At 41.8% G+C, this 21,790-nt stretch carries 20 protein-coding genes; all 20 read right to left on the reverse strand.

Annotated features, from left to right (window positions below; genetic code table 11):
- Window positions 1-28 precede the first annotated feature (28 nt).
- Entirely contained in the window at window positions 29-475 is a 447-nt protein-coding gene (rplI, locus tag E7A03_RS07285) for a 50S ribosomal protein L9 (protein WP_004694699.1), read from the reverse strand.
- A 2-nt stretch (window positions 476-477) separates the two neighbouring features.
- Entirely contained in the window at window positions 478-2,499 is a 2,022-nt protein-coding gene (locus E7A03_RS07290; RefSeq protein WP_316073936.1) for a DHH family phosphoesterase, read from the reverse strand.
- 16 nt (window positions 2,500-2,515) lie between these two features.
- Window positions 2,516-3,475, reverse strand: coding sequence for a DUF2232 domain-containing protein (locus tag E7A03_RS07295; protein WP_120054991.1), 960 nt, complete (start codon window positions 3,473-3,475; stop codon window positions 2,516-2,518).
- Between the two features lie 193 nt (window positions 3,476-3,668).
- Window positions 3,669-5,837, reverse strand: a complete 2,169-nt coding sequence (locus E7A03_RS07300) for a ribonuclease J (protein ID WP_083791382.1) — start codon at window positions 5,835-5,837, stop codon at window positions 3,669-3,671.
- 395 nt (window positions 5,838-6,232) lie between these two features.
- The gene (locus E7A03_RS07305; RefSeq protein ID WP_287509993.1) at window positions 6,233-7,309 is read right to left on the reverse strand and encodes a DUF805 domain-containing protein; all 1,077 of its coding nucleotides are present in this window, start codon (window positions 7,307-7,309) and stop codon (window positions 6,233-6,235) included.
- Window positions 7,310-7,360: 51 nt separating this feature from the next.
- On the reverse strand, window positions 7,361-8,158 hold the full coding sequence (locus E7A03_RS07310) for a uracil-DNA glycosylase (RefSeq protein WP_316073938.1): 798 nt from the start codon (window positions 8,156-8,158) through the stop codon (window positions 7,361-7,363).
- A 416-nt stretch (window positions 8,159-8,574) separates the two neighbouring features.
- Window positions 8,575-9,348, reverse strand: coding sequence for an ABC transporter ATP-binding protein (locus E7A03_RS07315; RefSeq protein ID WP_004698211.1), 774 nt, complete (start codon window positions 9,346-9,348; stop codon window positions 8,575-8,577).
- 11 nt (window positions 9,349-9,359) lie between these two features.
- On the reverse strand, window positions 9,360-10,112 hold the full coding sequence (locus E7A03_RS07320) for an ABC transporter permease (protein ID WP_195394719.1): 753 nt from the start codon (window positions 10,110-10,112) through the stop codon (window positions 9,360-9,362).
- A 10-nt stretch (window positions 10,113-10,122) separates the two neighbouring features.
- Entirely contained in the window at window positions 10,123-11,076 is a 954-nt protein-coding gene (locus E7A03_RS07325) for an ABC transporter substrate-binding protein (protein ID WP_287509806.1), read from the reverse strand.
- A 322-nt stretch (window positions 11,077-11,398) separates the two neighbouring features.
- Window positions 11,399-13,030 (reverse strand): ArnT family glycosyltransferase, encoded by a 1,632-nt coding sequence (locus tag E7A03_RS07330; RefSeq protein WP_316073939.1) that lies wholly within the window; start codon window positions 13,028-13,030, stop codon window positions 11,399-11,401.
- 11 nt (window positions 13,031-13,041) lie between these two features.
- Complete coding sequence (locus E7A03_RS07335) at window positions 13,042-13,629, reverse strand: DedA family protein (RefSeq protein WP_004694680.1); 588 nt, start codon at window positions 13,627-13,629, stop codon at window positions 13,042-13,044.
- A gap of 252 nt (window positions 13,630-13,881) precedes the next feature.
- Complete coding sequence (locus E7A03_RS07340) at window positions 13,882-14,670, reverse strand: ABC transporter ATP-binding protein (RefSeq protein ID WP_128114116.1); 789 nt, start codon at window positions 14,668-14,670, stop codon at window positions 13,882-13,884.
- Window positions 14,667-15,668, reverse strand: a complete 1,002-nt coding sequence (locus tag E7A03_RS07345) for a FecCD family ABC transporter permease (RefSeq protein WP_077707770.1) — start codon at window positions 15,666-15,668, stop codon at window positions 14,667-14,669. The genes E7A03_RS07340 and E7A03_RS07345 overlap by 4 nt, the downstream gene beginning before the upstream one ends.
- A complete protein-coding gene (locus E7A03_RS07350; protein WP_128114115.1) occupies window positions 15,652-16,635 on the reverse strand; it encodes an ABC transporter substrate-binding protein in 984 nt (327 codons plus the stop codon). The genes E7A03_RS07345 and E7A03_RS07350 overlap by 17 nt, the downstream gene beginning before the upstream one ends.
- Window positions 16,636-16,778: 143 nt before the next feature.
- A complete protein-coding gene (locus E7A03_RS07355; RefSeq protein WP_316073942.1) occupies window positions 16,779-18,842 on the reverse strand; it encodes a TonB-dependent receptor plug domain-containing protein in 2,064 nt (687 codons plus the stop codon).
- Between the two features lie 166 nt (window positions 18,843-19,008).
- Window positions 19,009-19,812, reverse strand: coding sequence for a cell envelope integrity protein TolA (gene tolA / locus E7A03_RS07360; RefSeq protein ID WP_287509811.1), 804 nt, complete (start codon window positions 19,810-19,812; stop codon window positions 19,009-19,011).
- 8 nt (window positions 19,813-19,820) lie between these two features.
- On the reverse strand, window positions 19,821-20,225 hold the full coding sequence (locus E7A03_RS07365; RefSeq protein ID WP_004698134.1) for an ExbD/TolR family protein: 405 nt from the start codon (window positions 20,223-20,225) through the stop codon (window positions 19,821-19,823).
- Window positions 20,222-20,833, reverse strand: coding sequence for a MotA/TolQ/ExbB proton channel family protein (locus tag E7A03_RS07370; protein ID WP_278618274.1), 612 nt, complete (start codon window positions 20,831-20,833; stop codon window positions 20,222-20,224). The genes E7A03_RS07365 and E7A03_RS07370 overlap by 4 nt, the downstream gene beginning before the upstream one ends.
- Before the next feature lie 305 nt (window positions 20,834-21,138).
- Window positions 21,139-21,360 carry a DUF2922 domain-containing protein gene (locus E7A03_RS07375; protein WP_221741183.1) on the reverse strand — a complete coding sequence of 74 codons (222 nt, stop codon included), beginning with the start codon at window positions 21,358-21,360 and terminating at the stop codon, window positions 21,139-21,141.
- Window positions 21,361-21,580: 220 nt separating this feature from the next.
- Complete coding sequence (locus E7A03_RS07380; protein WP_316073944.1) at window positions 21,581-21,787, reverse strand: DUF1659 domain-containing protein; 207 nt, start codon at window positions 21,785-21,787, stop codon at window positions 21,581-21,583.
- Window positions 21,788-21,790: the final 3 nt, after the last annotated feature.

Below are 21,790 nucleotides of genomic sequence, written 5' to 3' on the forward strand. Positions count from 1 at the left end.
CCATACTCCAAGAGCATGGTGAATACTATTATTCGGCTACTACATTAACCTTGATAGTACTTGTAATTTCAGGATGAACACGAACTAGTACGTCATGTACGCCCAATGTTTTCAATGGTTCTTTGATTTCGATTTTCTTTTTATCGATATCTACTTTATATTGAGCTTTAGCAGCATCGGAAATATCTTTAGCAGTAACAGAGCCGAATACGCGGCCTTCTTCGCCCATGCGAACTTTTACAGTTACTTCAACCTTAGTCAATTGAGCTGCCAAGATCTTAGCTTCGTCATTTGCAACGGCTTTATTATGAGCAATGGATTCTTGTTTTTGTTTCGCATTATTTACGTTAGTTGCTGTACCTTCAAGGCCGAGACCTTTCTTGATCAACACGTTACGGCCATATGCGTCACTAACTTCAACGATTTCGCCTTTTTTACCAACTTTTTTAACGTCTTCTAACAATACTACTTTCATTGTTATTCCTCCTCTTGTTCTGCGGAATGAAGCGCCTCAAGAGCATGCTCCAAAATGGCCTGCTTCGCTTCCTCTATGGTCATACCTTGTAATTGAGCACCAGCCACAGTTCTATGACCGCCACCACCCAAGGCTTCCATTACAACTTGTACGTTTACCTTGCCCTTGGATCGAGCACTAACGCCGATACCGCCATCATTTAGGGAATATAGTACAAAGGCAGCTTCAATATCTTCATTACTGATGAGCATGTCCGCACTTTGTGCAGCCAACGCCATCATATCCTTCAAGCCTTCAGGCGCTACAGAAATAGCAATTCCTTCAGTACGACTTGCTTCAAATACCATTTTAGCACGCAATTGGATAGAATCGAAGGTTTCAATAAACAATTGTTTGACTCTGTCGATATCCGCCCCTGCACGACGCAAAAATGCTGCAGCCTCAAAGGTTCGTGCCCCAGTTTGTTGAACAAAGTTCTTCGTATCTAATACGATACCTGCATAAATACCTGTAGCTTCCGCTTTTGAAAGCTTCACAGGAACCCCTGCATATTGTACAAGCTCTGTTACGAGCTCAGATGTGGACGATGCAGTTGGTTCCAAATAGGTAAGCAATGGATTTTCTACAAAGTCCGCTGCGCGACGGTGATGGTCGATAACGATGCGTCGCTCAGAAATTTCAAGCGCCTCTTGAGCTGCCACCATTTCCTGACGATGCGTATCACACACGACAGTGAGCGTATTCGCATCTACCCATACTCTTGCAGCTTCTGCAGTGATAATATTCTCTTTCCAGAACTCTGACTCGTTAAGAACATTCACCATTTTATCAATGGCGCTAGTTTCTTTTGAAAGTGCAATGCGCACGTCTTTACCAAGTGCTCGAGCAATGGCGGCTACACCGATAATACCACCTAATGCATCGTAGTCTTCACGTTGATGCCCCATGATAAGAATCTTATCAGAATCAATCATAAGCTCATGTATTGCTTGAGATACAACACGAGCACGAACGCGCGTATTCTTTTCAACGCCTGCCGTATTACCACCAAAGAAACGTGTACTTTCACCATCCATAATACAGACTTGGTCACCACCGCGACCTAAGGCGATATCTAAGGCTGCACGAGCACGACCAGATACATCTTTCACAGAGCCTACATTTTCACTAATACCAATGGAAATCGTAGCTGGTACTTGACGTGGAGATGGTACTTTACGGATTCGTTCGAGCACTTTAAAACCATCTTCCTCCATCTCATGAAGCGCACCACGAGAAATGGCAAAGGTATACATATCATCTTGGAAGTTACGAATAAAACCTTCGTAGCGATCGATTTCATCCATAATGATATTATTTATATCTGTCCAAATACTAGTATACTCACGATCACTAAGGCCTTTTGTCAATTCTTCGAGATTATCGATTTGAATCATACCCCATACAGGTTGCCCCTCTTCGGCTTTAATACGGGCTTTTTCTAGGTCTGTAATGTCCTTGAAGTACAATGCCATCACTGCATGTTCTGCCAGTTCATCTTCACTATCAATATCTGATCGCGTATCCCGAGGATCGATAAATTTATAAATAATTTGAAAATATCGATTTTCATATTTTTCCGTCATATATCCGGACTTACCCCAGATTTTATCGATACGGAAACCATGTAACAAGGCAGACATTTTTTGGAGCTTATTCCAGTCGACCTTAACCCAGTCAGCGAAAACACTATTATTCCACACCAATGTGCCTTGTTTATTAACAAGAACAATCCCCATTGGCAAATTTTGTAAAGCAAAATTAGAAGCTTGTGTGACATTTTTCATCATCGCACTAAACTGTTCTCTTGCTAAACGACGCCGGTTATGAAGGGTATTATAATTAACCAAATACGCCGCTACTACAATGATTAATGCTAAAATCGCAATAGCCCAATTTAAATAGGCCAGCAATAATAACAATAATACGAGAACGGCAACAATGGTAATTTCTAAACCTTTCCATCTCCGTTGAAAGGATTTCATAACGGCCTCCTTTCTATTATGAGCTACGTTTTTCGAAACGTGCTCTCATATCTAAAAACATATCAAAAATACCATAGAAAACAAGACCATACGGACTCATTGTATATAAGAAGAAAAGAATTATAAATTGAAAGAATCCATTTACTCCATAGTTTTTCATAACTGCCATTAAACAGGTAATACCATTAACTAAGCAAATGAAAGCCCCCACAAAAGCAACATTCATTCCGATATCTTTAAGTAAACTATTATCATATCCAATATAGGATAAGCCATAAATAATAATAATCCCTATGGCTAGAACTCCAGCACCCCAAATCGGCATACGCCAAGTAGCCATGGGAGGTAATTCTCTATGAACTGTATTAGTTCGACGACCAATATAAGATACTAACTTAGCCATGATATACGTTATGATAGAGCATGCACAGAACCATAATGACAACATCATACGTTCTGCTTGAGCAAATGAATAATTAAGTTGCTGAATCATCGTATCAATCTGTTCTTGCGGTGCTGATTGCTGTCGTATAGACTCAATCATAGCTTCTTTTAACTCATTATTTACATTTTGTCCTAAGCTAATAAAATCTACAGATGCAAAACTATTAGCAACCACTAATTGTAAGAGGCCCATACCAAGCAATACAGCAGCAGGCACTAATATTAACTTTCTAAAAGACCAGTTTGCTCTAAAAGCTTCCCCCAAAAATATACTAGGCAATGAATATACTAAAATGGTAGACATAGCAATTAATGGTCCAAGAAAGAGTGTTACTAATATAAAGGCTACTATTGAGGAAGTACAGCTATATCTACTACCCCAACGGATACCAATGATAGAAATACCTGCTGGAGCTACCATAGTTGCTAGAAAAGCTGAAAACGGCATGACTGCCCCAATTATAGTCAACATAGCAACAATGGTCGATACAAAGGCAGTTTCTACCATCGCTCTTGTATTTGTTTGTTTCATAAATCACCATTCTTACATAAGAAGATATATTAATTGGTATCTTTTAATTATAACAGTTTAAAAGGGTAACTTCAAATACCCCATATAGTAGACGAATGCGATAGCAATGCTATTAATGGTAGTTTTTATTGCTCTTTTAGAATGTCAAAAGTACCACACCATGAGGTGCGGTACTTTTCTGTATTATATAAGATTATACGTCTTGAATAATCGGCAAGATCATAGGACGACGACGGGTTTTATCATAGAAGAATTTACCCAATGCGTCACGTACGTTTTGCTTAATGGTTGTCCAGTCTTTGATGCGTTGCATTTCGCAATCTTCAAGAACTTGTTCTACGCGGCGCTCCGCAGCAAGCATGAGTTCTTCTGCGTCACGAACGTATACGAAGCCACGAGATACGAGGTCTGGACCAGCTACGATAGTACCAGACGCTTTGTCCATCGCCATAACAACGATAACCATACCTTCTTGTGCCAATTGTTGACGGTCGCGGATAACGATATTACCTACGTCACCAACGCCAAGGCCATCAACGAAGATAGCGCCAGCTTGTACGCGTCCACCTTTACGACCACCATCTTTATCAAATTCAAAAATTTGACCATTATCGCCGATAAGGACTTTCTTAGGATCTACGCCCATAGCCACACCAAGTTCACCATGACGACGCAACATACGGTACTCACCATGAACTGGGATAAAGTATTCTGGACGAACAAGGTTAAGCATTGTTTTAAGCTCTTCTTGGCTCGCATGACCAGATACGTGGATACCACGGTCTTTACCATATACCACATTACAACCTAAACGAAGTAAGTTATCGATAGTTCTACCTACAGCACCTTCGTTGCCTGGAATTGGTGTAGCGGAGATGATAACAGTATCATTCGGTGCCAATTCTACAGTGCGATGATTGCTTGTTGCCATACGGGACAAGCCTGCCATCGGTTCACCTTGAGAACCAGTCGTTAAGATCATGATTTGGTCATCTGTGTAGTTGTGCATTACATCTACATCGATGATTGTATTTGGTGGAATATTCAAGTATCCGCGTTCTTGGGCAATTTCTGTAACATTGACCATGCTGCGGCCCATAACTACAACCTTACGGTTGAACATAACCGCCGCATCAATAGCTTGTTGGATACGGGATACGTTGGATGCGAATGTTGCCAAAACAACGCGGCCTTTTGCTTCTCCAACAGCTTGTTTAATCGCAGGACCTACGGAACTTTCAGAACCAGTAGTACCTGGTTTTTCTACATTTGTAGAGTCCGATAATAGCGCTAATACGCCTTTGTTACCGAGCTCAGCAAATTTGTGCATATCCATCAAACGGCCATCAACTGGGGTTTGGTCAATTTTAAAGTCCCCTGTATGAAGAACCGTCCCGATTGGTGTATTAAAGTATACAGCGCAGGAGTCAGGAATGGAGTGATTTGTTTGGATGAAACCAACAGTCACTTGACCAATTTGAACTTCATCGCCGGCAGCAATCGTACGCAGACATTTTGGAGATACCTTATGTTCTTTAAACTTGCCTTCGATTAATCCACAAACGAGGTTTGTTGCGTATACTGGGCAACTAATTTCTTTCATAAGGTATGCCAAAGAACCGATATGATCCTCATGACCATGAGTAATTACGACAGCTTTCACGCGGTCTTTATTCTCGATGATATAGCTCATATCAGGAATAACGATATCTACGCCAAGCATATCTTCACTAGGGAATGCAAGCCCAGAGTCAAGAACGATGATTTCGTCCTCGTATTGGAAGATAGTCATATTTTTACCAATTTCACCAAGACCACCTAATGGAATGATTTGGAATTTTCCCTTGTTGGCGCCATTTGGTGTGCGACCGACTAATTCCACTTGTTCCTCTTGATTGTTCCAACCTGTAGAACGATTATTTGAGCGGTTATTATTGCGGTTCTGACCATTTTGACCATTGCGACCATTATTAGTACGCGTATTACGTGTATTTTCACCACGCGGTGCACGAGTTTGACGAGTTTTGCGTTCTTGACCTTCACCTTGTTCGGCATTGCGACGTGTATTTGTACGGCGAGTCGTATTAGTACGGCCACCATTCGCACTTGTGCGAGTATTTGTAGAACGGCGTTGGCGTGTTGCACCTTCACCTTCACCAGCTGTTTGTTGGCGCGTACGACCTTCGCCAGCAGGGCGGCGTGTATTTGTACGGCGACGCGTTTGTTTTTGCTCGCCTTCAGCCGCAGCTGTAAGAGTAGCAGTTTTTGCTACTGTTGGTTCTGCTTTCACTTGCGCAGTAACCTGATTATCTGTTGTATTCACAGTTCCTCCTAAAATTTTGTTCATTAATTTATTTAACATAGTTTTTCTCACCTATCACTTGAATTGATCTATGCCACGAGGAAATGTCACACAAAGAAAAAGGCGCTATTATACTAGCGTCTCGTCAAATGGGCGCAAAAATGCGCTATCAAATTTTGCCGTTCCTAGTTTGTGTGCCATTTGCCGTAGCAAATGAGTATAGTGCACTATCAGATGCTTCAACCGCAAGAGACTTCTATTTTTATCTCAATCCGATACGCAGTGCAATATAGTCCGATCTGTTTTGATGAAAGCCTCACTTTCATACGTTGTGCTCATTATAACATAAAAACAACATAAACAAAAGAGTTCTACGCTTGATTCATCAAAAGTAACATAAAATTTTACTACTACTTAAAAGGGCGGCTCAAACCGAACCACCCCAAAGCATTTCATTATTTATCATCTGGCATACTTTTATAAAATCCTTCAATATGCCATTCGCCATTTTCTTCGACCAGAGATATGTAGCGTGTCATGTGCGCAGCCTCAACCGCGCCATCTCCGGGTTTAGTGACTTGCAGATCCGCTTCGTAAATGATGCGTTTCATGCTGTTTATACGAGTGATACGACTCGCACCTAAGGACCCGACAACCACCTTCGGCGCCGACTTCATAGATTCCATCCATTTTTGCTTTTCTACGGGATTCGTCTTAGTCTGATTGATAACATAGGTGAAAGCCTTATCATAATTCTTTTCATTGACGGCATCAAAATAATCGTGTATCGCATCCCGTGCAGCTTCATCACTGCCTTGACCGACAATGATGTTCGTAAACCATCCGCCCAGCTCCAGTTCACTTTCCGGTCCCATATAACGAGCCGAAACACTGCATACGCAGATAGCACTCACCAGCAATGCAACGAGAATTCGAGTGGTGAAAGCACTGCTCGTAGGCGATACTTTCATAATAGATGCCAACCGTTTGTCAATGACGATGTTCCTTAACGCCTCACCATATTGATTGGCCTTCGGTTCACCCTTCTTACACAGTAGAGCAAATAGAATTATTGGCCCTATAAAAGGTATTAAAACAAAAAATAGATGTTCACTACTTTTACCGGTATCATGAAGGCGACGGATACATAGAGCCCCCAACGGAATTAGCGAGACTAGACCGATGATTGTCAGTAACATCCATGCCAACAGGATTAAATAAATACCCCTATGAAGCACCGCCGTAAGTCCATAAGCAAGCGCCAGAATTCCAACGATAACTAATAGCCACAACAAAAAGAACCGCAAAAATTCCCCTTTAGACGCGCGGCCATCTGAATTCATAAATTTGCGGCCTACCACATAAAGAAATGTATCCTTGTAACTCAACCGATAATGCGCCAGCGGATAGATAATATCCCCTTCCGGTGCGATTCTCTCAACCTCCACCGCAGTCGTATACTGCCCGCAATGCGGACAGAACATGGCAGCCTCGTCACAATACTGACGGCAGGATTCACAATATCGTTTCATATGTAATACCTTCTATCTCAAAACTCTCTCTATATAGCTTCAGCAAGACCTTCACGGTATAAATTGGCCTATAGCTTTAGCAAAACCTTCACGGTATAAATTAGCCCCACCGTTAGCCGGATGTCTAAGACCGATGGCTGAAAGGCCGAATCGCCCCATCGTGTCCGCCGATTTTTGACCGACAGCGAGCACGAGCGGCTCCGGTCCACCTAATTCGGTGTGCAATGCCAACAGTCTTTTCGTATATTCCCACCCCAGCTGCTGCTCCGACTCGGTCGGCGTCCGATTAGTGAGCGGTTCGCCCGCCTTGTGAGGGTGAAAGGGAAATATATTCCACAGCAACGCATCGTACGGATCAATTTCCTGTTCGATGATAGCACTCCATACTACCGTATCCGTAGGCTCGTTGAACCCCTGTTCCTGTTGGGTCCGTTTTAGCATAGGGCTCACAGGAGAGCTGGTTCTTTGTAATGTAACAGGCGTTATCTGATGCGCCCGAATCGTTTTATGCTTATCCAGCAACATGCGCTCACAGGTAATGGCAATGCCCGAAAAGCGCCCACCTTGATATCCGACAGCCTCCGCCACCACAAAGATCTTGGAGCGTCCCAACCGCGGCAGCAAATACGCCATCAAATTGTTACGACGCACCTGAGCCGCATCAAAATCAGGCCGAACAATTTCGAGGTCAGGATTCACCTCGCCCCATGGATTATGAACAAGCTCGTCCCTATATTGACCGAGCCAGTCTATAAACTGCTGTACTTTTGCAATCTGATTCGTATCAAACGAGATCATATATTCATCAAAAGACAGCGTTTTCTCTTCCTCTGATGTAAATAAGGACATAGGCTCTCCCCCAATTTATACTACCGAACCATATAATAAATAATGCTGTATATCATGATTATCAATCCTTTATATACTGTATTTATACACTAAAACCCATAATAATACAATTCATATATTACGATATCCAATCATGATATGTGATAATATATCTGATAATCACGCACTACATAAAATGTATACCGTTACTATATTATAATAGCATCCATTTCTGAAAGTTTGATGCGAAATTAATATTCAAAATATCCACATGCAACAAAATATAAAAAACTGTAATTTCAAAGCGACTTTAGATTCTCTACCATCAAAACGACAGGCCTCATTTAACAGCCTTGATGGTAATGAACGATCCTACTATCTTTGAAACTACAGTTTTTGTTGGGCTTCTGTTGCTACTAATATATACAATATCACATTTATATATAAAACTCGATTTTGTCTTCTTTGGCGAGTTGGAATTGTTCAAATATGTGATTTCGAATATTGACGAAGGATGCGGAGGTCCTGTCCGTCCTATCGATGAGATTGACGGGGATGATCGTTTGCACCCGTCCCGGATTAGCGGCGAGCACTACGACACGATCCGCAAGGACTACAGCCTCTTCGATATCATGCGTAACAAATACGACCGTTTTACCCTCTTCACGGCAGATGCGAGAGATTTCGTCCTGTAAATTAATGCGTGTCAACGCGTCGAGGGCCCCTAGCGGTTCATCCATGAAGATAATGTCCGGATCGACCGCCAACGCCCGCGCAATGGATACACGTTGCTGCATCCCGCCGGACAACTCCGCCGGATAGCGATTGCGCGCATGGTCGAGCCCCACCATTTTCACGTATTTGTCGATGATAGCAGGTCGCTCTTCCTTAGGTACATTCTTGCTTTCAAGGCCCAGTTCAATATTGCTTTCCACCGTTCGCCACGGCAACAGTCCGTAATTTTGAAAGACCGTTACATACCGCAGTTGAGGTGCTTTCACCTCCGCGCCGTCGATGGTAATAGAGCCCGAAGTAACGAGCTCAAAGCCGGCCATAGCATTTAAAAGCGTGCTTTTACCGGACCCGGAAGGACCTAAAAGGCAAATAAATTCACCTCGTTCAATGTCCAGATTAATATTTTCAAGGATGGTGAGCGGTTCTCCATCTTTCATAAATTCCTTGTGTGCATTGCGCACCGAAATGTAACCCATGCGTCCACCTCCTATTTTTCAATGCCCCAACGTCTATAAATCCATTTTTCGATGAGGGACACGCCCCAATCGAGCAAAAGTCCTACAAAGCCAATCGTCAAAATCGCCACCATCAGAAGATCGTTACGCAAATTATTCCGCATATCGATGATGAGGAATCCAAGCCCCGTCTGGGAACCTACCATTTCCCCCGTCACCAGGAAGATCCACGCCGTTCCGAGCGCGATGTGAAGTCCCGATGCAATACCGGGAAACACGGCAGGCAATACAATTTTAAACAACAGTTCCGGCTGCTTGATACCAAAATTTCGAGCCACCTTGATGTATACGGGGTCGATATTCTGAATCGCGGACACCGTGGACAATAGAACCGGGAAAAACGCCGCGATAAAGATGATAACGATGGCCGGCGCCTGTCCGATACCGAAAAACAGTACGATAAACGGCAACCATGCCACCGGTGAAATAGGACGAATCACCTGAACGATGGGATTTATATAGTTCCAAATGCCTTTATACCAGCCTAAAATAAGGCCTAAAAACACGCCGGCTACGACGGAAATGACATAGCCTATGAAAAAGCGCACCAAACTGTCCGCAACATCCTTGAATAACACGCCGTCTCCGATGAGCTCCCCAAAGCCGAGCAACACTTTGTACGGCGTCGGCAACAAGGCTTCGTTAAATCCGCCAATGCGGACAACCAGCTCCCAAATCAACCAGACCGCGACGAACGCGCCCGGCACATATGTGTATTTCTTCATGGTCTACCCCCTATGGCAACAACGATGTATCTACAAACTCCGAATAGCTCGGCACGTTTTTGATTAAATCAATATGTGTCATGTGATGCACGAGCGCATTGTAACGCTCCTCTGTAAGGGCTAAATCTTTAAACCCAATCACTTTGAGGGAACGTTCAATAACAGGATCCTTAAACTTCATGTATTTTAAGGAAATCTCCTTTTGCGCCTCCGGATGCTCGTCTAAATATGTACCTGCATCGAGATAGGCTTTTGTGAAAGCCTTCGCCAAGTCGTGGTGTTCATCGACGAATCGACCGTTGAACACGAGGGCGCAACAAATATTGTCATGCCATAAGTGATCAGGGTCTTCAAAGACCTTCCCAGCTCCCATTTCTATAGCAAGAGAACCAAATGGCTCCGCCACGCTATAGCCAGCAATTTGACCGACCGACAACGCAGACGGCATTTCGGGAGGACTCATCTCCACTATCTGTACATCCTTCTCACTAAGACCAGCCCGTTCAAGCATGAGGTCTACGAGAATCTTTTGAGTTGATTGCTTATGAGGGATAGCAAAGGATTTACCTTTCAGATCCTGTACAGAGTTAATATCGTTATTTACAACAATAATGTTGCCTTCCGTATGGCCTAATGCCGCTGCGCGCACATCAATTCCCTGTTCACGAGCCTTTACTCCAAGTTCAACGAGAACGGCTGCAGCGTCTACTTTACCGGTATTGAGCGCATCCATGAGTTCCGGCCAGGAACCGTATTTAACAAGCTCTACATGGACAGGACCATCCGCTGTCTCCAATTCCTTCGTAGCAAATACGGGCAGCGCATGAGTAATCGGTAAATACGCAACACGTAAAGTTTTTAATTCTTGGGCGGTCTTCGGTTTACTGTATTCATAATAACCATACACCAACCCACTTACTACCAACAGCACGATAGCAGTGATTAGATACCAAGTTTTTTTCATAGTGTCCCCTCTTTCTACCTCACAACAAGGGGCGTTTATGACTCATGTCACTTTTTCGCATTTTTCTAAACCTTAGATGAAATAAGGCTTTAGAACACCTCGTCTTTTAAACTTAATATAACCTACTATATCAATATGTATTAATTATGTCAATAAATCATATTAATATTGTAGGTGTTATTATTTATGTACGAAAAATATCAATATGCACAGAATCATATTCTCTTTAAACAAGCATTTAACTAAGAATGACAAACATAACAAAAAGCAGGTAGCATCCGTTGAATACTACCTGCTTTTAATATTTATTAAGTTTTCACAATTATTTGAATAGAGTCTTTTTATTTAATATGTAAACTTCTGATGTACCCGCTTCACTAGACTCAGATACATGTGAATAAATGGAGGACTGACGGAAATGCTTAATTTCCCCTTTAGGAACGATTAACATAAGTGGCTTACCAGATTCGATAATCTTGTTAAATTCCTCTTCACTTACTTGTTCCATAAGATATTTCTTCTGCCATTCAGCGCTACGTTTTTTTAATTTATCTCGATCATCCCAGCGGCTTTCATCACCATTAATCTTGATAACCTTATGGCCCGTATAATACACAACAGCCGTACTATAGCCGTTATAGTAATAGACATCCCCTTCATAGGAATCCACTACTGGAACAACATCAATATTACTACGTTGCTTAACGAATGGCTCTAGGCCTTCCATAACAACTATAGAAGATATAACCATCGTACCAAGGACAATAATTGCAACTAAACGATATCCTCGTTTCGTATACCATGTATAGAACATAGCCAATATTGCCATAGCAACCACTACATAGAGTAAGAAATAGAAGCCCCATGGTGCGAAGAAAGAGCCTGCTACATAAGCAATCCACAGAAGCAACGTCGGCCCCATAATAATCCATTTTAAGGCTCTAGATTTGCCTTTGCGAATAAGCTTCATAACGCCCAAAGCACCGATAGCACTAAATGGGACTAAGCTAACAAAGGTATATAGAGGGTATTTTGTTGCCATCAAGGTGTAGAATAGCACAATTCCAACACCCCAAGTCATATTATAGATAAAACCTGTGTGGCGTTGTTTAAAGCCATCAATTATACCGTAAATAACGGCACCCGTCCACGGCATGGATGCACCAAAAAAGATAGCAAGATAATACCACCACACATTATCTTCTGGATGTTCCGATTGAGTAGCGCGAGTCACATTGTGAAGCCCTAAGAAGCCATTGATAAAGTCTTGACCATGAACACTGTACATGTATACATACCACGGCAAACAAACTATACAAAAAGCTAAAATGCCACGCCAATCGAAGATGGCTTTCACCATAGACCAAGAACGATTAATACCTGCAAAGGCAAGCAGAATCATACCAGGCAACACAATCGCTACCGGACCTTTAGTGAGTACGCCTAACGCAGCAAATACATAGGCTACAATCATGGCATACGGTTTCTGTTCCACCAGTCCCTTGTAGGAGTAAATCATGACCATCAACGTCGTATAGAGGAGCACCATATCCGTAATAACGCCATGAGCTACGGTCCAGAACATAAGAGATGTGCCTAGAACGGATGCCCCAATGAGACCAAGCGCCCACTTACCGCTCATGGTACGCGTAGATTGATACATGGTCGCCACCGACAAAGCACCGAAAATAGCACTCGGTAGGCGCACCACCCAATCAGCAATTCCAAAAATTTTAAAGCCAAGAGCAATGAGCCAATAAATCATGATTGGTTTATCGTACCAATAAGTACCATAAATCTGCGGAGATAGCCAATCACCAGAAAGAACCATTTCCTTTGCCGTTAACGCATAATTAGATTCAACGGGATCTGTAACAGGCAACATATTATTGCCAAACATATAAAACACTAGCCACACAATAAATACGACTGGTGTTAATCGAGAGAGTTTCATAAGGGGTCTCCTTATCGACGATTACGATAGTATCTAAAGCCCAGTACTGCAGCTATAATGACAAATACAACGATCATACCAATCAAGAACTCATGATTGTACTCGATAAGGTCTTGCCAATTTTCACCAAGTACCTTGCCTAAGTAAACGAGCAAAATCGTCCAAGGAATCGTACCGAGTACCGTCCAGATGATGAAATGCCACATGGGATAGCGTGCCATTCCTGCCGGGAAGGAGATAAAGGTACGAACACCGGGTAAAAGTCGACCAAAAAATACAGCTACACCGCCATATTTATTAAACATTTTTTCTGCCAGTTCAAATTTATGTTCATTAAAAAATATATATTTACCATATTTCAATAATAAAGGGCGCCCACCATGCTCACCCATCCAGTAGGATACTATAGAACCAACAATCCCTGCTAAGATACCTACCACCATTGTCGTATGCATATCAAATATGCCTTGAGCTATCAAATACCCCGCAAAACCAAGTACGATTTCACTCGGAATAGGCACGTTAGCATTTTCTAGAACCATTGCAATAAACATGGCCGTATAGCCATATGTTTCCATAAACGAAATAATATATTCCACTATTTTACCTCACTAAAAATCCCCATCCGGGTTCTATAATGTACTTATTCTTGTACATCGTTTCGTGAAAGTTTCACCCAACCATTTGGTATACCATATATTTTACCATAATAAAGAGACCCTCACCACAAGTGGGGCCTCTTTAAGGTATAAACAGTATGCGATTTTCGCAATAGCTTTTTTTGCTATTGTGTACAGCTCATTAAAAGCAACTAACAATTAACTAGCTATACGGCATCTAACCTCCTCTGTTTAAGCAAGACCATATGGTACACATATAGGACATGTTTCTTCACTACGAGGACTTTGTAAAATATCCGCTTTAATGCCGAACCAATTTGCTAGATTCTCTGCAGTCATCATCATATGCGGAGCTCCATCACCGACGATAGCCCCCTCTTTGATGGCAATAATGCGGTCGCTATAGCGCAAAGCTAGATTCAAATCATGTAGCACCATAACGACCATAATATTTCGTTCCCGCTGTGTCCGTTTAACCAGTTCCATCAATTCAATTTGATGACGACTATCGAGATAAGTAGTCGGTTCATCGAGGAGTAAAATATTTGGTTCTTGAGCCAAACTTAATGAAAGCCATACGCGTTGCCGTTCACCGCCGGATAGTTCCCCTATGTGACGATACCGATATTTCCATACATCTGTGCATTTCATCGCCTGCTCCACAGCAGCTAAATCCGCATCAGATAGTTCCTTAAAAATAGATACATACGGATTTCGTCCGGATCGAACCAACTGCTCAACTAACATTCCTTCAGGGGCTGTCGTAATTTGCGGTAACAAAGCTATATGGCGCGCTAATTCCTTTGTATTCCACGAATGTAAAGATTTTTCATCCAGCGATATGGTGCCTTGTTTTAGCTTAATAAGTCGGGCCAAAGCTTTCAAAAACGTTGATTTTCCCGAACCATTCGGACCGATAATAGATATTATTTCCGGTTTATCAAAGACGATGGATTGATTTTCCAGTATCAATCGTTTTCCATAACCTACCGTTATATTATCGACTGTTAACACACTCATCTTCGCCCCACCCCTTTCAATAGATACAAGAAGAATGGAGCACCCAAAAAACTCATCAGTACGCCTACAGGGATTTCACCAGGCGCAATCATCATGCGCGCCAAAGTATCGGCATAAACAATTAATATGCCACCAAAAACCATAGACGTAGGAATCAAATAGCGATAATCCACACCTACAATGAGACGCGCCACATGAGGCACGATAAGGCCTACAAAGCCCAGCATTCCCGACACGCTCACCGCTGATGCGGCTAATAAAGAAGCTAATACGAGTAAGGACAATCGACATCTTTCAACATGCACACCTAAAGTGCGCGCCGTATCATCGCCTAAACTAAGCAATGTAAGCCATCTGATAGATATCATAGATCCAATAATTCCTATAGCCGTATAAGGCCAGATCATCATTACATCGTCCCAGCTGCGCCCTACAAAACCACCTGCCATCCAGCTCACCGTTCCTTGAACACGATCCGGATAAAACACGGATAGAATCGTATTAAATCCGCCGAAGAAAGCAGCTACCGCCACACCGGCCAAGATAAGGCGCAACGGATTGAGCCCACCTTGCCAAGAAATCCCGTAAACCAAAAACGATGCCACTAATGCACCAACAAAAGCACCAATAGGAACAAGCATAACGTAAGTAGGCATGAGAATCATGATAATCATAGCCGCCAAAGCACCGCCAGAGGTAATGCCGATAATTCCGGGGTCTGCCAAAGGATTTCGCAAGATACCTTGTAAAATCACACCGGCTAAGGCAAGATTCATGCCGGCTAAAAAGCCCACTACAACACGTGGTAAGCGTATAGTCATGATAATTTGACCAATTTTCGATGTGTCGCCCCCCGTTATGATTTGGTATAATTCGCCCCAAGTTAATGGAACGGCGCCCAGTTTCATACTCAGCAACACCCCTGCTATTAACAGAATCAGCGCAGCCACAAAAATGCGTAAGCCACGACGTTCCTGCACATTAATGAGATTGTCCATATAACACCTTTTCCGCATATAATAACACTTGATCCATTCGAGCGGTCGGCACCGACGCAAACAAAGGACCCGGCAAGACCTCTATATTCCCATTAGCAACAGCAGGTACATTCTGCCATGCCGGCGTTTTAAAAGCCTTTTTAAAAGCTGCTATATCTTTCTCACCGCTACTGCCATGATTAATCAAGATAACCTTGTCACAATCAAGAACGGCCATCGTCTCCAGATTAAGCGGAATATATCCATCCAAAGCATTCTCCGATACATCCTGCGGCAAATATACATCAGCCACATTTTTTGCCCCTAATCTTTGGAAAATATCTCCCACATATGTTTTACTGGAGGCTAGTTGGTAACTCGTAGGCGTCCCAAAAACGATGAGGACACGCGGTGCAGACTCATCTTTATGACGCTGTATGATTTCCGTTAGGATATCATTATATTTCTGGACCAACGCAGCCGCCTCCCTATCATGACCAGTCATGGTGCCCACATGTCGAATATGGTCCATGATGTCATCATAATTGGAGGACAAGTGGTAAAAGCTAGGAATATGATTCGCATTAAAAGCTTTGCGCAACGCCGTTTGAAACGGCATGGCAATGCCGATAACGAGATTCGGGTCGGACATAATAATTCGTTCAATACTTGGAGATACAGCACTATTCATATTCGGATACTGTGCAATTTTAGCCTGCACATCTGCCGGTAATTCCCTTGAATTTACTACGCCTACGGGGCTAACACCTAAAGTGATAAGCAATTCACTATCCGCCGAAGAAATAGATACTACACGACTTGCTATGTTTGGCAACGACACAATTTGCTTCGTATCATCTTCAATCTGAATAGCACCAGCCTCGCTGAATACCTCTCGCTTGCCTTCAAAACTTGTAGCCGTAGTGAAAACCCCCACAACAGTAACAATCCCCAATAAACATAATAATGGCTTATTGATAATGATCACCTCGCAGATTACTTATGCAAGCTAAACCTCATACATTATAGTTTCAAATTAATGCCACTATATTACATACACCAATACATATGCATGTATTTCATTCATACATTAAAGCCTCAGCATTTCATGCGTACATTAATATCTCACTATTATATACGCAAGTTAAGGCCCATGCGATAAGTAGCGCCATGAATATCCCGTAAGTCTTGTTTTTCGCCAAATATATTTTCAACCCCTACATACATGGATGCATTATCATTCAACTGACGAGTCACCATAACATTCCAAGTTTGAATGTTTTTCTTCTTCGGAATGCTGAGACGTGGGTTAACAACGATAGCATCAATGCCATCAAGGTAGTTAATATAATAATTACCCCAGAACGCGCCAGTCCAGCGACCTTGATGATAATTAACACCACCACTGAATACATGACGACCACGGTTTAACAGACGATTATGGGTAACGTCATTCTTCGCATCCAAATAAGTATAGTTACCGAATACATCCCATTTATCATTGAGTCTATGATTTACAGATAATTCCACACCTTGCAATACAGCACGAGGTAAATTGGAATACGAAACATAAATACGGCGATTCGCCATATCAATACGATTGGCACCGCTTTCAATATAATTTTTAATAACATTGTGGAAATAGGACGCCTTAACATTTGTCCGTTTCCAATCTTTTTCGACAGAGAAATCAAAGTTATAAGAGCTTTCAGGTTTCAAATTAGGATTACCTTGCAAATATATATCGAAAGCCCCTAATCGCCCTCTTGGCACATTAGATGCCATAAGCCAATGATGATACATTTCCGTCATACCAGGTGTGGAGTAGCCTGCACCATAGTTCATTTTAAAGCGAAGACTATCATTTGCTTTATAGGTAACACCAATCTTAGGCGACCAATGGCTATCAAATGCATTTGACGTATCGTAGCGAACAGCAGGAATAATTACCCATTTACGACTAGGTTTCCATTGATGTTGCACAAAGTAACTACCGTAATTAATGGTTGCCTTACCCGCAGTATCTGTAATGCCTTCTCGAGTTCTTGACCATGCTATGGAGCCATTATTAATACGCGTACTAATCGCTTCTTGACGGCGGAATTGAACGCCATACGTCAAGAGATTCTTCTTATCAATTGCCGTATTAACCTGTGCATCTGTAATCCATTCTTTATTATAATATTCATCCCAAATGGATAGTTTTTTTATGCCACCCGTGCGCTTATATTGATCATAAGTGTCTTTGTAATGATTGTAGTAAGACTGCACCATAAGCGATGACCGACCGCGACGGCCATTCCAACGAAGGCCTGTGCTTGTAGTCGTCGTATTTTTATCAACCGATTGAGTTAATGCGCTACCCTTTTTCGTATTCATATCCAAATCTTCAGTTTCTCGATCTATAAAGAAGGAAAATTTATCCCTTTTTCCCGCTTGATAAGATACGTCAAAATGAAGCGGTATTCGGTCACCATGATAGTTATTATCCGATCCAGAATCATTATTTCCCGTTATATTCCTACGAATTCCAGCCCCAATCGATCCGTTCCACTTTCCTTGTTGTCCACTACGAGCCAATACATTAAAGTTATATCCTGTCGCACTCGATGCATCACGTCGGGAAATTTCAGTATTAACCTCTACACTTGGCTTTCTGGATTGCTTTGTAATAATATTAATAACCCCACCGTTCGCCTCAGAACCATAAAGTGCACTCGACGGACCACGCGTTATTTCGATGCGTTCCACATTATCCATGCCTTGACGAAGCCAGCCCATGGCATTAGCTCTCGTTTTCGTCAACTCTCCCGTAACACGTCGTCCATCAATAAGAATTAATGTATGACGAGATTCGGCACCACGCATCGTAATATTTTGTCCACCGTGGGCATCGGTGCTGAAAGCAACGCCTGGCACACTTTGTAAGGCTTGCTCTAAATTACGATATTGGCGATCTTTAATTTCTTCTTGTGAAATAATCGTTGTCGCAATTGGCACATCGCGAACTAAAGCCTCCGTACGAGTAGCCGTAACCGTAATATCTTTCATGCGTCTTGACTGCTCATCACTCACAGTATTTTGAGATTCATTCACACTATCTACACTTATAGAACTATTATTTTCTGCACCTACCACACCTGCAACAGACGTTAGATATACAACACACAATAGTGCTGCCCATGACTTTTTCATCACACACCTCCAGAAAATATATTAGGGCTCTAATAGTATAAAACGATATCTAATCTCAATTATATATTCATCAGGAATAACTATCAATATTATTTTATGTTATCAAAGTAATATATATACATATAAAAAAACTAGTATCCATAAAGATACTAGTTTTTCATTATACTCATAAATTATAGTGAATTGTGATATCTGCATATTGTTGTGTACCTGTAGAATTTTCAGCACCACCCACACTATGAGCATATTCCATAGCATGTTCTGATAATATAGGATCATCAGAATTAAGAACTTCCACACTGGCAACACTGCCACCTGGGGCAAAATAAATTCTTAGTGTTACATCACCTTGAATCCCCATAGTATATGCATCTGTAGGGTAATTACTATTAATTGCACTTTGTAAATTACTCCAATACCCATCATAGCTAAATACGCCACCACCGCCGACATCTGCTTCAGTGCCTCCGGTACCTTCACGATCGCTAAGCCCTTCTCCACTTCCTGTTGATGCATACCCAATTCCAGGACCTTCAGGCCCGACAAGTCCACTCCCCGTATTGCTACCGACAAAAGATTGTTTAATAGTACCTGTTTCACCAGCACGCGCTTGTTGACTAGACGGACTTACATCACTTTTTGTAGGAACAGCAGAGTTCCCATTTTGTCCTCCGTGACCGGCTCCACCGTTATCAGGTTGAACTTTATTATTTTCCAATTCTTTTTGGTATTGAAGTTCATGAACCTTCTCTTCTTTAATCTGCTCTTTAATTTCTTCTACTTGTTTCTCCGCTTCCTGTTCCGTTAGAAAATTAATTTGCAAAGATCCGGTCATTTGAGATTCGATGTAATCAGAAAAGGAAATAAAAGCAACACCAACTGTAATAATGCTGATAATAGTAGCAATAACAAAGGCTTTTTTATAGGTCATATGTGGATATTTCCACACATCTACATATTTTTTCGGCATAGCATCACCTATTTATTAACAGTGGCAATACTAATACTTGCAGCGCCAGCTACTTTCATATCATCCATTAACTCCACGACCTTGCCATAGCTCAAATCCTTATCGGCACGAATAAGGAAATTTTGATTTTTATTCTCTCCAATCTTGGCTTTCACAGAGCTAATAAGCTGTTCTTTCGTCACATACCCATCATCTATCATCAGCTGCCCAGATTTTTCAAAATCAATTAAAACCGGGCGCAACTCAGCGGACTGCTGCGTTTTCGTTTTTGGCAGCATAATAGATAAGGATTGTTGTGGAATTGTATATATGGTGCTAATCATAAAAAATACGAGCAAGAAAAAGATGATATCAATCATAGGAATAACCATTAAAGTAGGCTTTTCTCCCTCCATACGACTCATTCGTTTCATGCAGCATGCCCCCGATCATAAGAATCTAAAACACGAGAAAATGAATCCTCTAAACGAGATATCGTCATACGTACATGATGGGTAAATGCAGCATGGAAACATAATGCTACAATAGCCACGCAAAGCCCAGAAGCAGTTGCGACAAGGGCTTCCCCCACACCACCGGTAATAGCAGTAGGTACCGCACCGTCAGCACCGAATACCTGAAAGGCACCAATCATACCCGTTACAGTACCAAGTAAGCCTAATAATGGTGCTATCGTAACAATGGTAGAGAGCCAATCAAGGCCACGAGAAGCGTGCGTATAAACATGAGCCACCATATCCTCCATTTTAGACTGCAATACATTGCGATCCTGACACTGTCCAAGCACGCGAGGTAGATTATACGAAATATTAGCTGTATATTTAGATTCTAAGGTAGTTAATAAGGATTGCCAGTTCATTTCGCTCTCTTCTAATGCATCATTCAGAGCAAACATTTCCCGCTTCAACTGTCGATAATAAGCTATACGTTCAATCGCTATAGCTACGGCAATGATAAGGGCCACTAGTAACGGCCACATAACAAATCCACCATGTAAGAATAATTCCCAAGCCTCTTTCATCGTAAACCTCCTTTATTAACAGCTTAATTCTATAAACTTATTTTCTCCCCTACTAAACTAGTTTTAAATAAATCAAGTTGCGTCGAAACGATAATCAAAATCACTTAATAAGTCTACCATATCATACTATATTTTCCAACATCATATAAATACCAGTCATTATAAAGGATATTATAAATTATAAACCTGAAATAAATTTGAACTTACGTCTCAATTGCAACGCAAAAAGAGACCTTGCTTTGATCAAGGTCTCTTTTTATTAAATTATATTTCCACTAACAAAATCACATCGTACATAATCAGTACTATTGCAATTCAGTAGTTTGTGTCTTTACTTCACGAGCTGTAGTAAATGTTGCTAATTCTGCATCACCAGCACCAAGAATGACTTTGTTAGCCACTAACGCATTAGCCGCTGTTTTAGCATCTTGTAAAGTAATTCCAGCACGAGGAGCACTAATTGTGACTGATGTGCTTTTACCACCGACCGTAGAAAATGTAAGATATACAACGCGTTTTTCCGCCATGTGGGCGCCTCCTTTCACGTTTCATAAACAAGTTCATCGAATCTAGATAGGCTATAAACATGTTAGATTACAAATATGCCTATCTTCGATTCATATCAATAAGGATGGGAATGTGTGGACTTGCTATTTCTACACCTCTTTACGACTATGTGAGAATGTACGAAACCAGCAATAAAAATGTGTTTGGATCACCTAAAACAAAATGGTAGAAGCCCTACTCTTAATGTCCTAAGGATACTTCATTGACGCGGACCACATCGGACAAGCTGTGGTCATACAAGGCTGCTAGCGCATTACCAACGGTTTTCACATTATCGTCAGATGCGTCTTCTGCAACACGAGTATAGGTTACGTCTTTGTATTTCGGCGCATCTTCGGTACCGATGTTAAAACGCAACACCAATTTAGTGCGTTTAATGTTAGCCATCGT

It is taken from the genome of Veillonella parvula, assembly GCF_032472435.1.
GTDB classification, from domain to species: Bacteria; Bacillota; Negativicutes; order Veillonellales; family Veillonellaceae; genus Veillonella; species Veillonella parvula_N.

Excerpts from the sequence above, each read along its gene's own strand:
- E7A03_RS07295 (WP_120054991.1), bottom strand. The coding sequence starts at position 3,475 with ATGAAACAAACAAATACAAGAGCGATGGTAGAAACTGCCTTTGTATCG.
- E7A03_RS07355 (WP_316073942.1), bottom strand. The coding sequence starts at position 18,842 with ATGAAAAAGTCATGGGCAGCACTATTGTGTGTTGTATATCTAACGTCT.
- rplI (WP_004694699.1), bottom strand. The coding sequence starts at position 475 with ATGAAAGTAGTATTGTTAGAAGACGTTAAAAAAGTTGGTAAAAAAGGC.
- E7A03_RS07305 (WP_287509993.1), bottom strand. The coding sequence starts at position 7,309 with ATGAAACGATATTGTGAATCCTGCCGTCAGTATTGTGACGAGGCTGCC.
- E7A03_RS07300 (WP_083791382.1), bottom strand. The coding sequence starts at position 5,837 with ATGTTAAATAAATTAATGAACAAAATTTTAGGAGGAACTGTGAATACA.
- E7A03_RS07320 (WP_195394719.1), bottom strand. The coding sequence starts at position 10,112 with ATGAAGAAATACACATATGTGCCGGGCGCGTTCGTCGCGGTCTGGTTG.
- E7A03_RS07340 (WP_128114116.1), bottom strand. The coding sequence starts at position 14,670 with ATGAGTGTGTTAACAGTCGATAATATAACGGTAGGTTATGGAAAACGA.
- E7A03_RS07380 (WP_316073944.1), bottom strand. The coding sequence starts at position 21,787 with ATGGCTAACATTAAACGCACTAAATTGGTGTTGCGTTTTAACATCGGT.
- E7A03_RS07375 (WP_221741183.1), bottom strand. The coding sequence starts at position 21,360 with ATGGCGGAAAAACGCGTTGTATATCTTACATTTTCTACGGTCGGTGGT.
- tolA (WP_287509811.1), bottom strand. The coding sequence starts at position 19,812 with ATGCCGAAAAAATATGTAGATGTGTGGAAATATCCACATATGACCTAT.
- E7A03_RS07310 (WP_316073938.1), bottom strand. The coding sequence starts at position 8,158 with ATGTCCTTATTTACATCAGAGGAAGAGAAAACGCTGTCTTTTGATGAA.
- E7A03_RS07325 (WP_287509806.1), bottom strand. The coding sequence starts at position 11,076 with ATGAAAAAAACTTGGTATCTAATCACTGCTATCGTGCTGTTGGTAGTA.
- E7A03_RS07290 (WP_316073936.1), bottom strand. The coding sequence starts at position 2,499 with ATGAAATCCTTTCAACGGAGATGGAAAGGTTTAGAAATTACCATTGTT.
- E7A03_RS07345 (WP_077707770.1), bottom strand. The coding sequence starts at position 15,668 with ATGGACAATCTCATTAATGTGCAGGAACGTCGTGGCTTACGCATTTTT.
- E7A03_RS07365 (WP_004698134.1), bottom strand. The coding sequence starts at position 20,225 with ATGAAACGAATGAGTCGTATGGAGGGAGAAAAGCCTACTTTAATGGTT.
- E7A03_RS07315 (WP_004698211.1), bottom strand. The coding sequence starts at position 9,348 with ATGGGTTACATTTCGGTGCGCAATGCACACAAGGAATTTATGAAAGAT.
- E7A03_RS07370 (WP_278618274.1), bottom strand. The coding sequence starts at position 20,833 with ATGAAAGAGGCTTGGGAATTATTCTTACATGGTGGATTTGTTATGTGG.
- E7A03_RS07330 (WP_316073939.1), bottom strand. The coding sequence starts at position 13,030 with ATGAAACTCTCTCGATTAACACCAGTCGTATTTATTGTGTGGCTAGTG.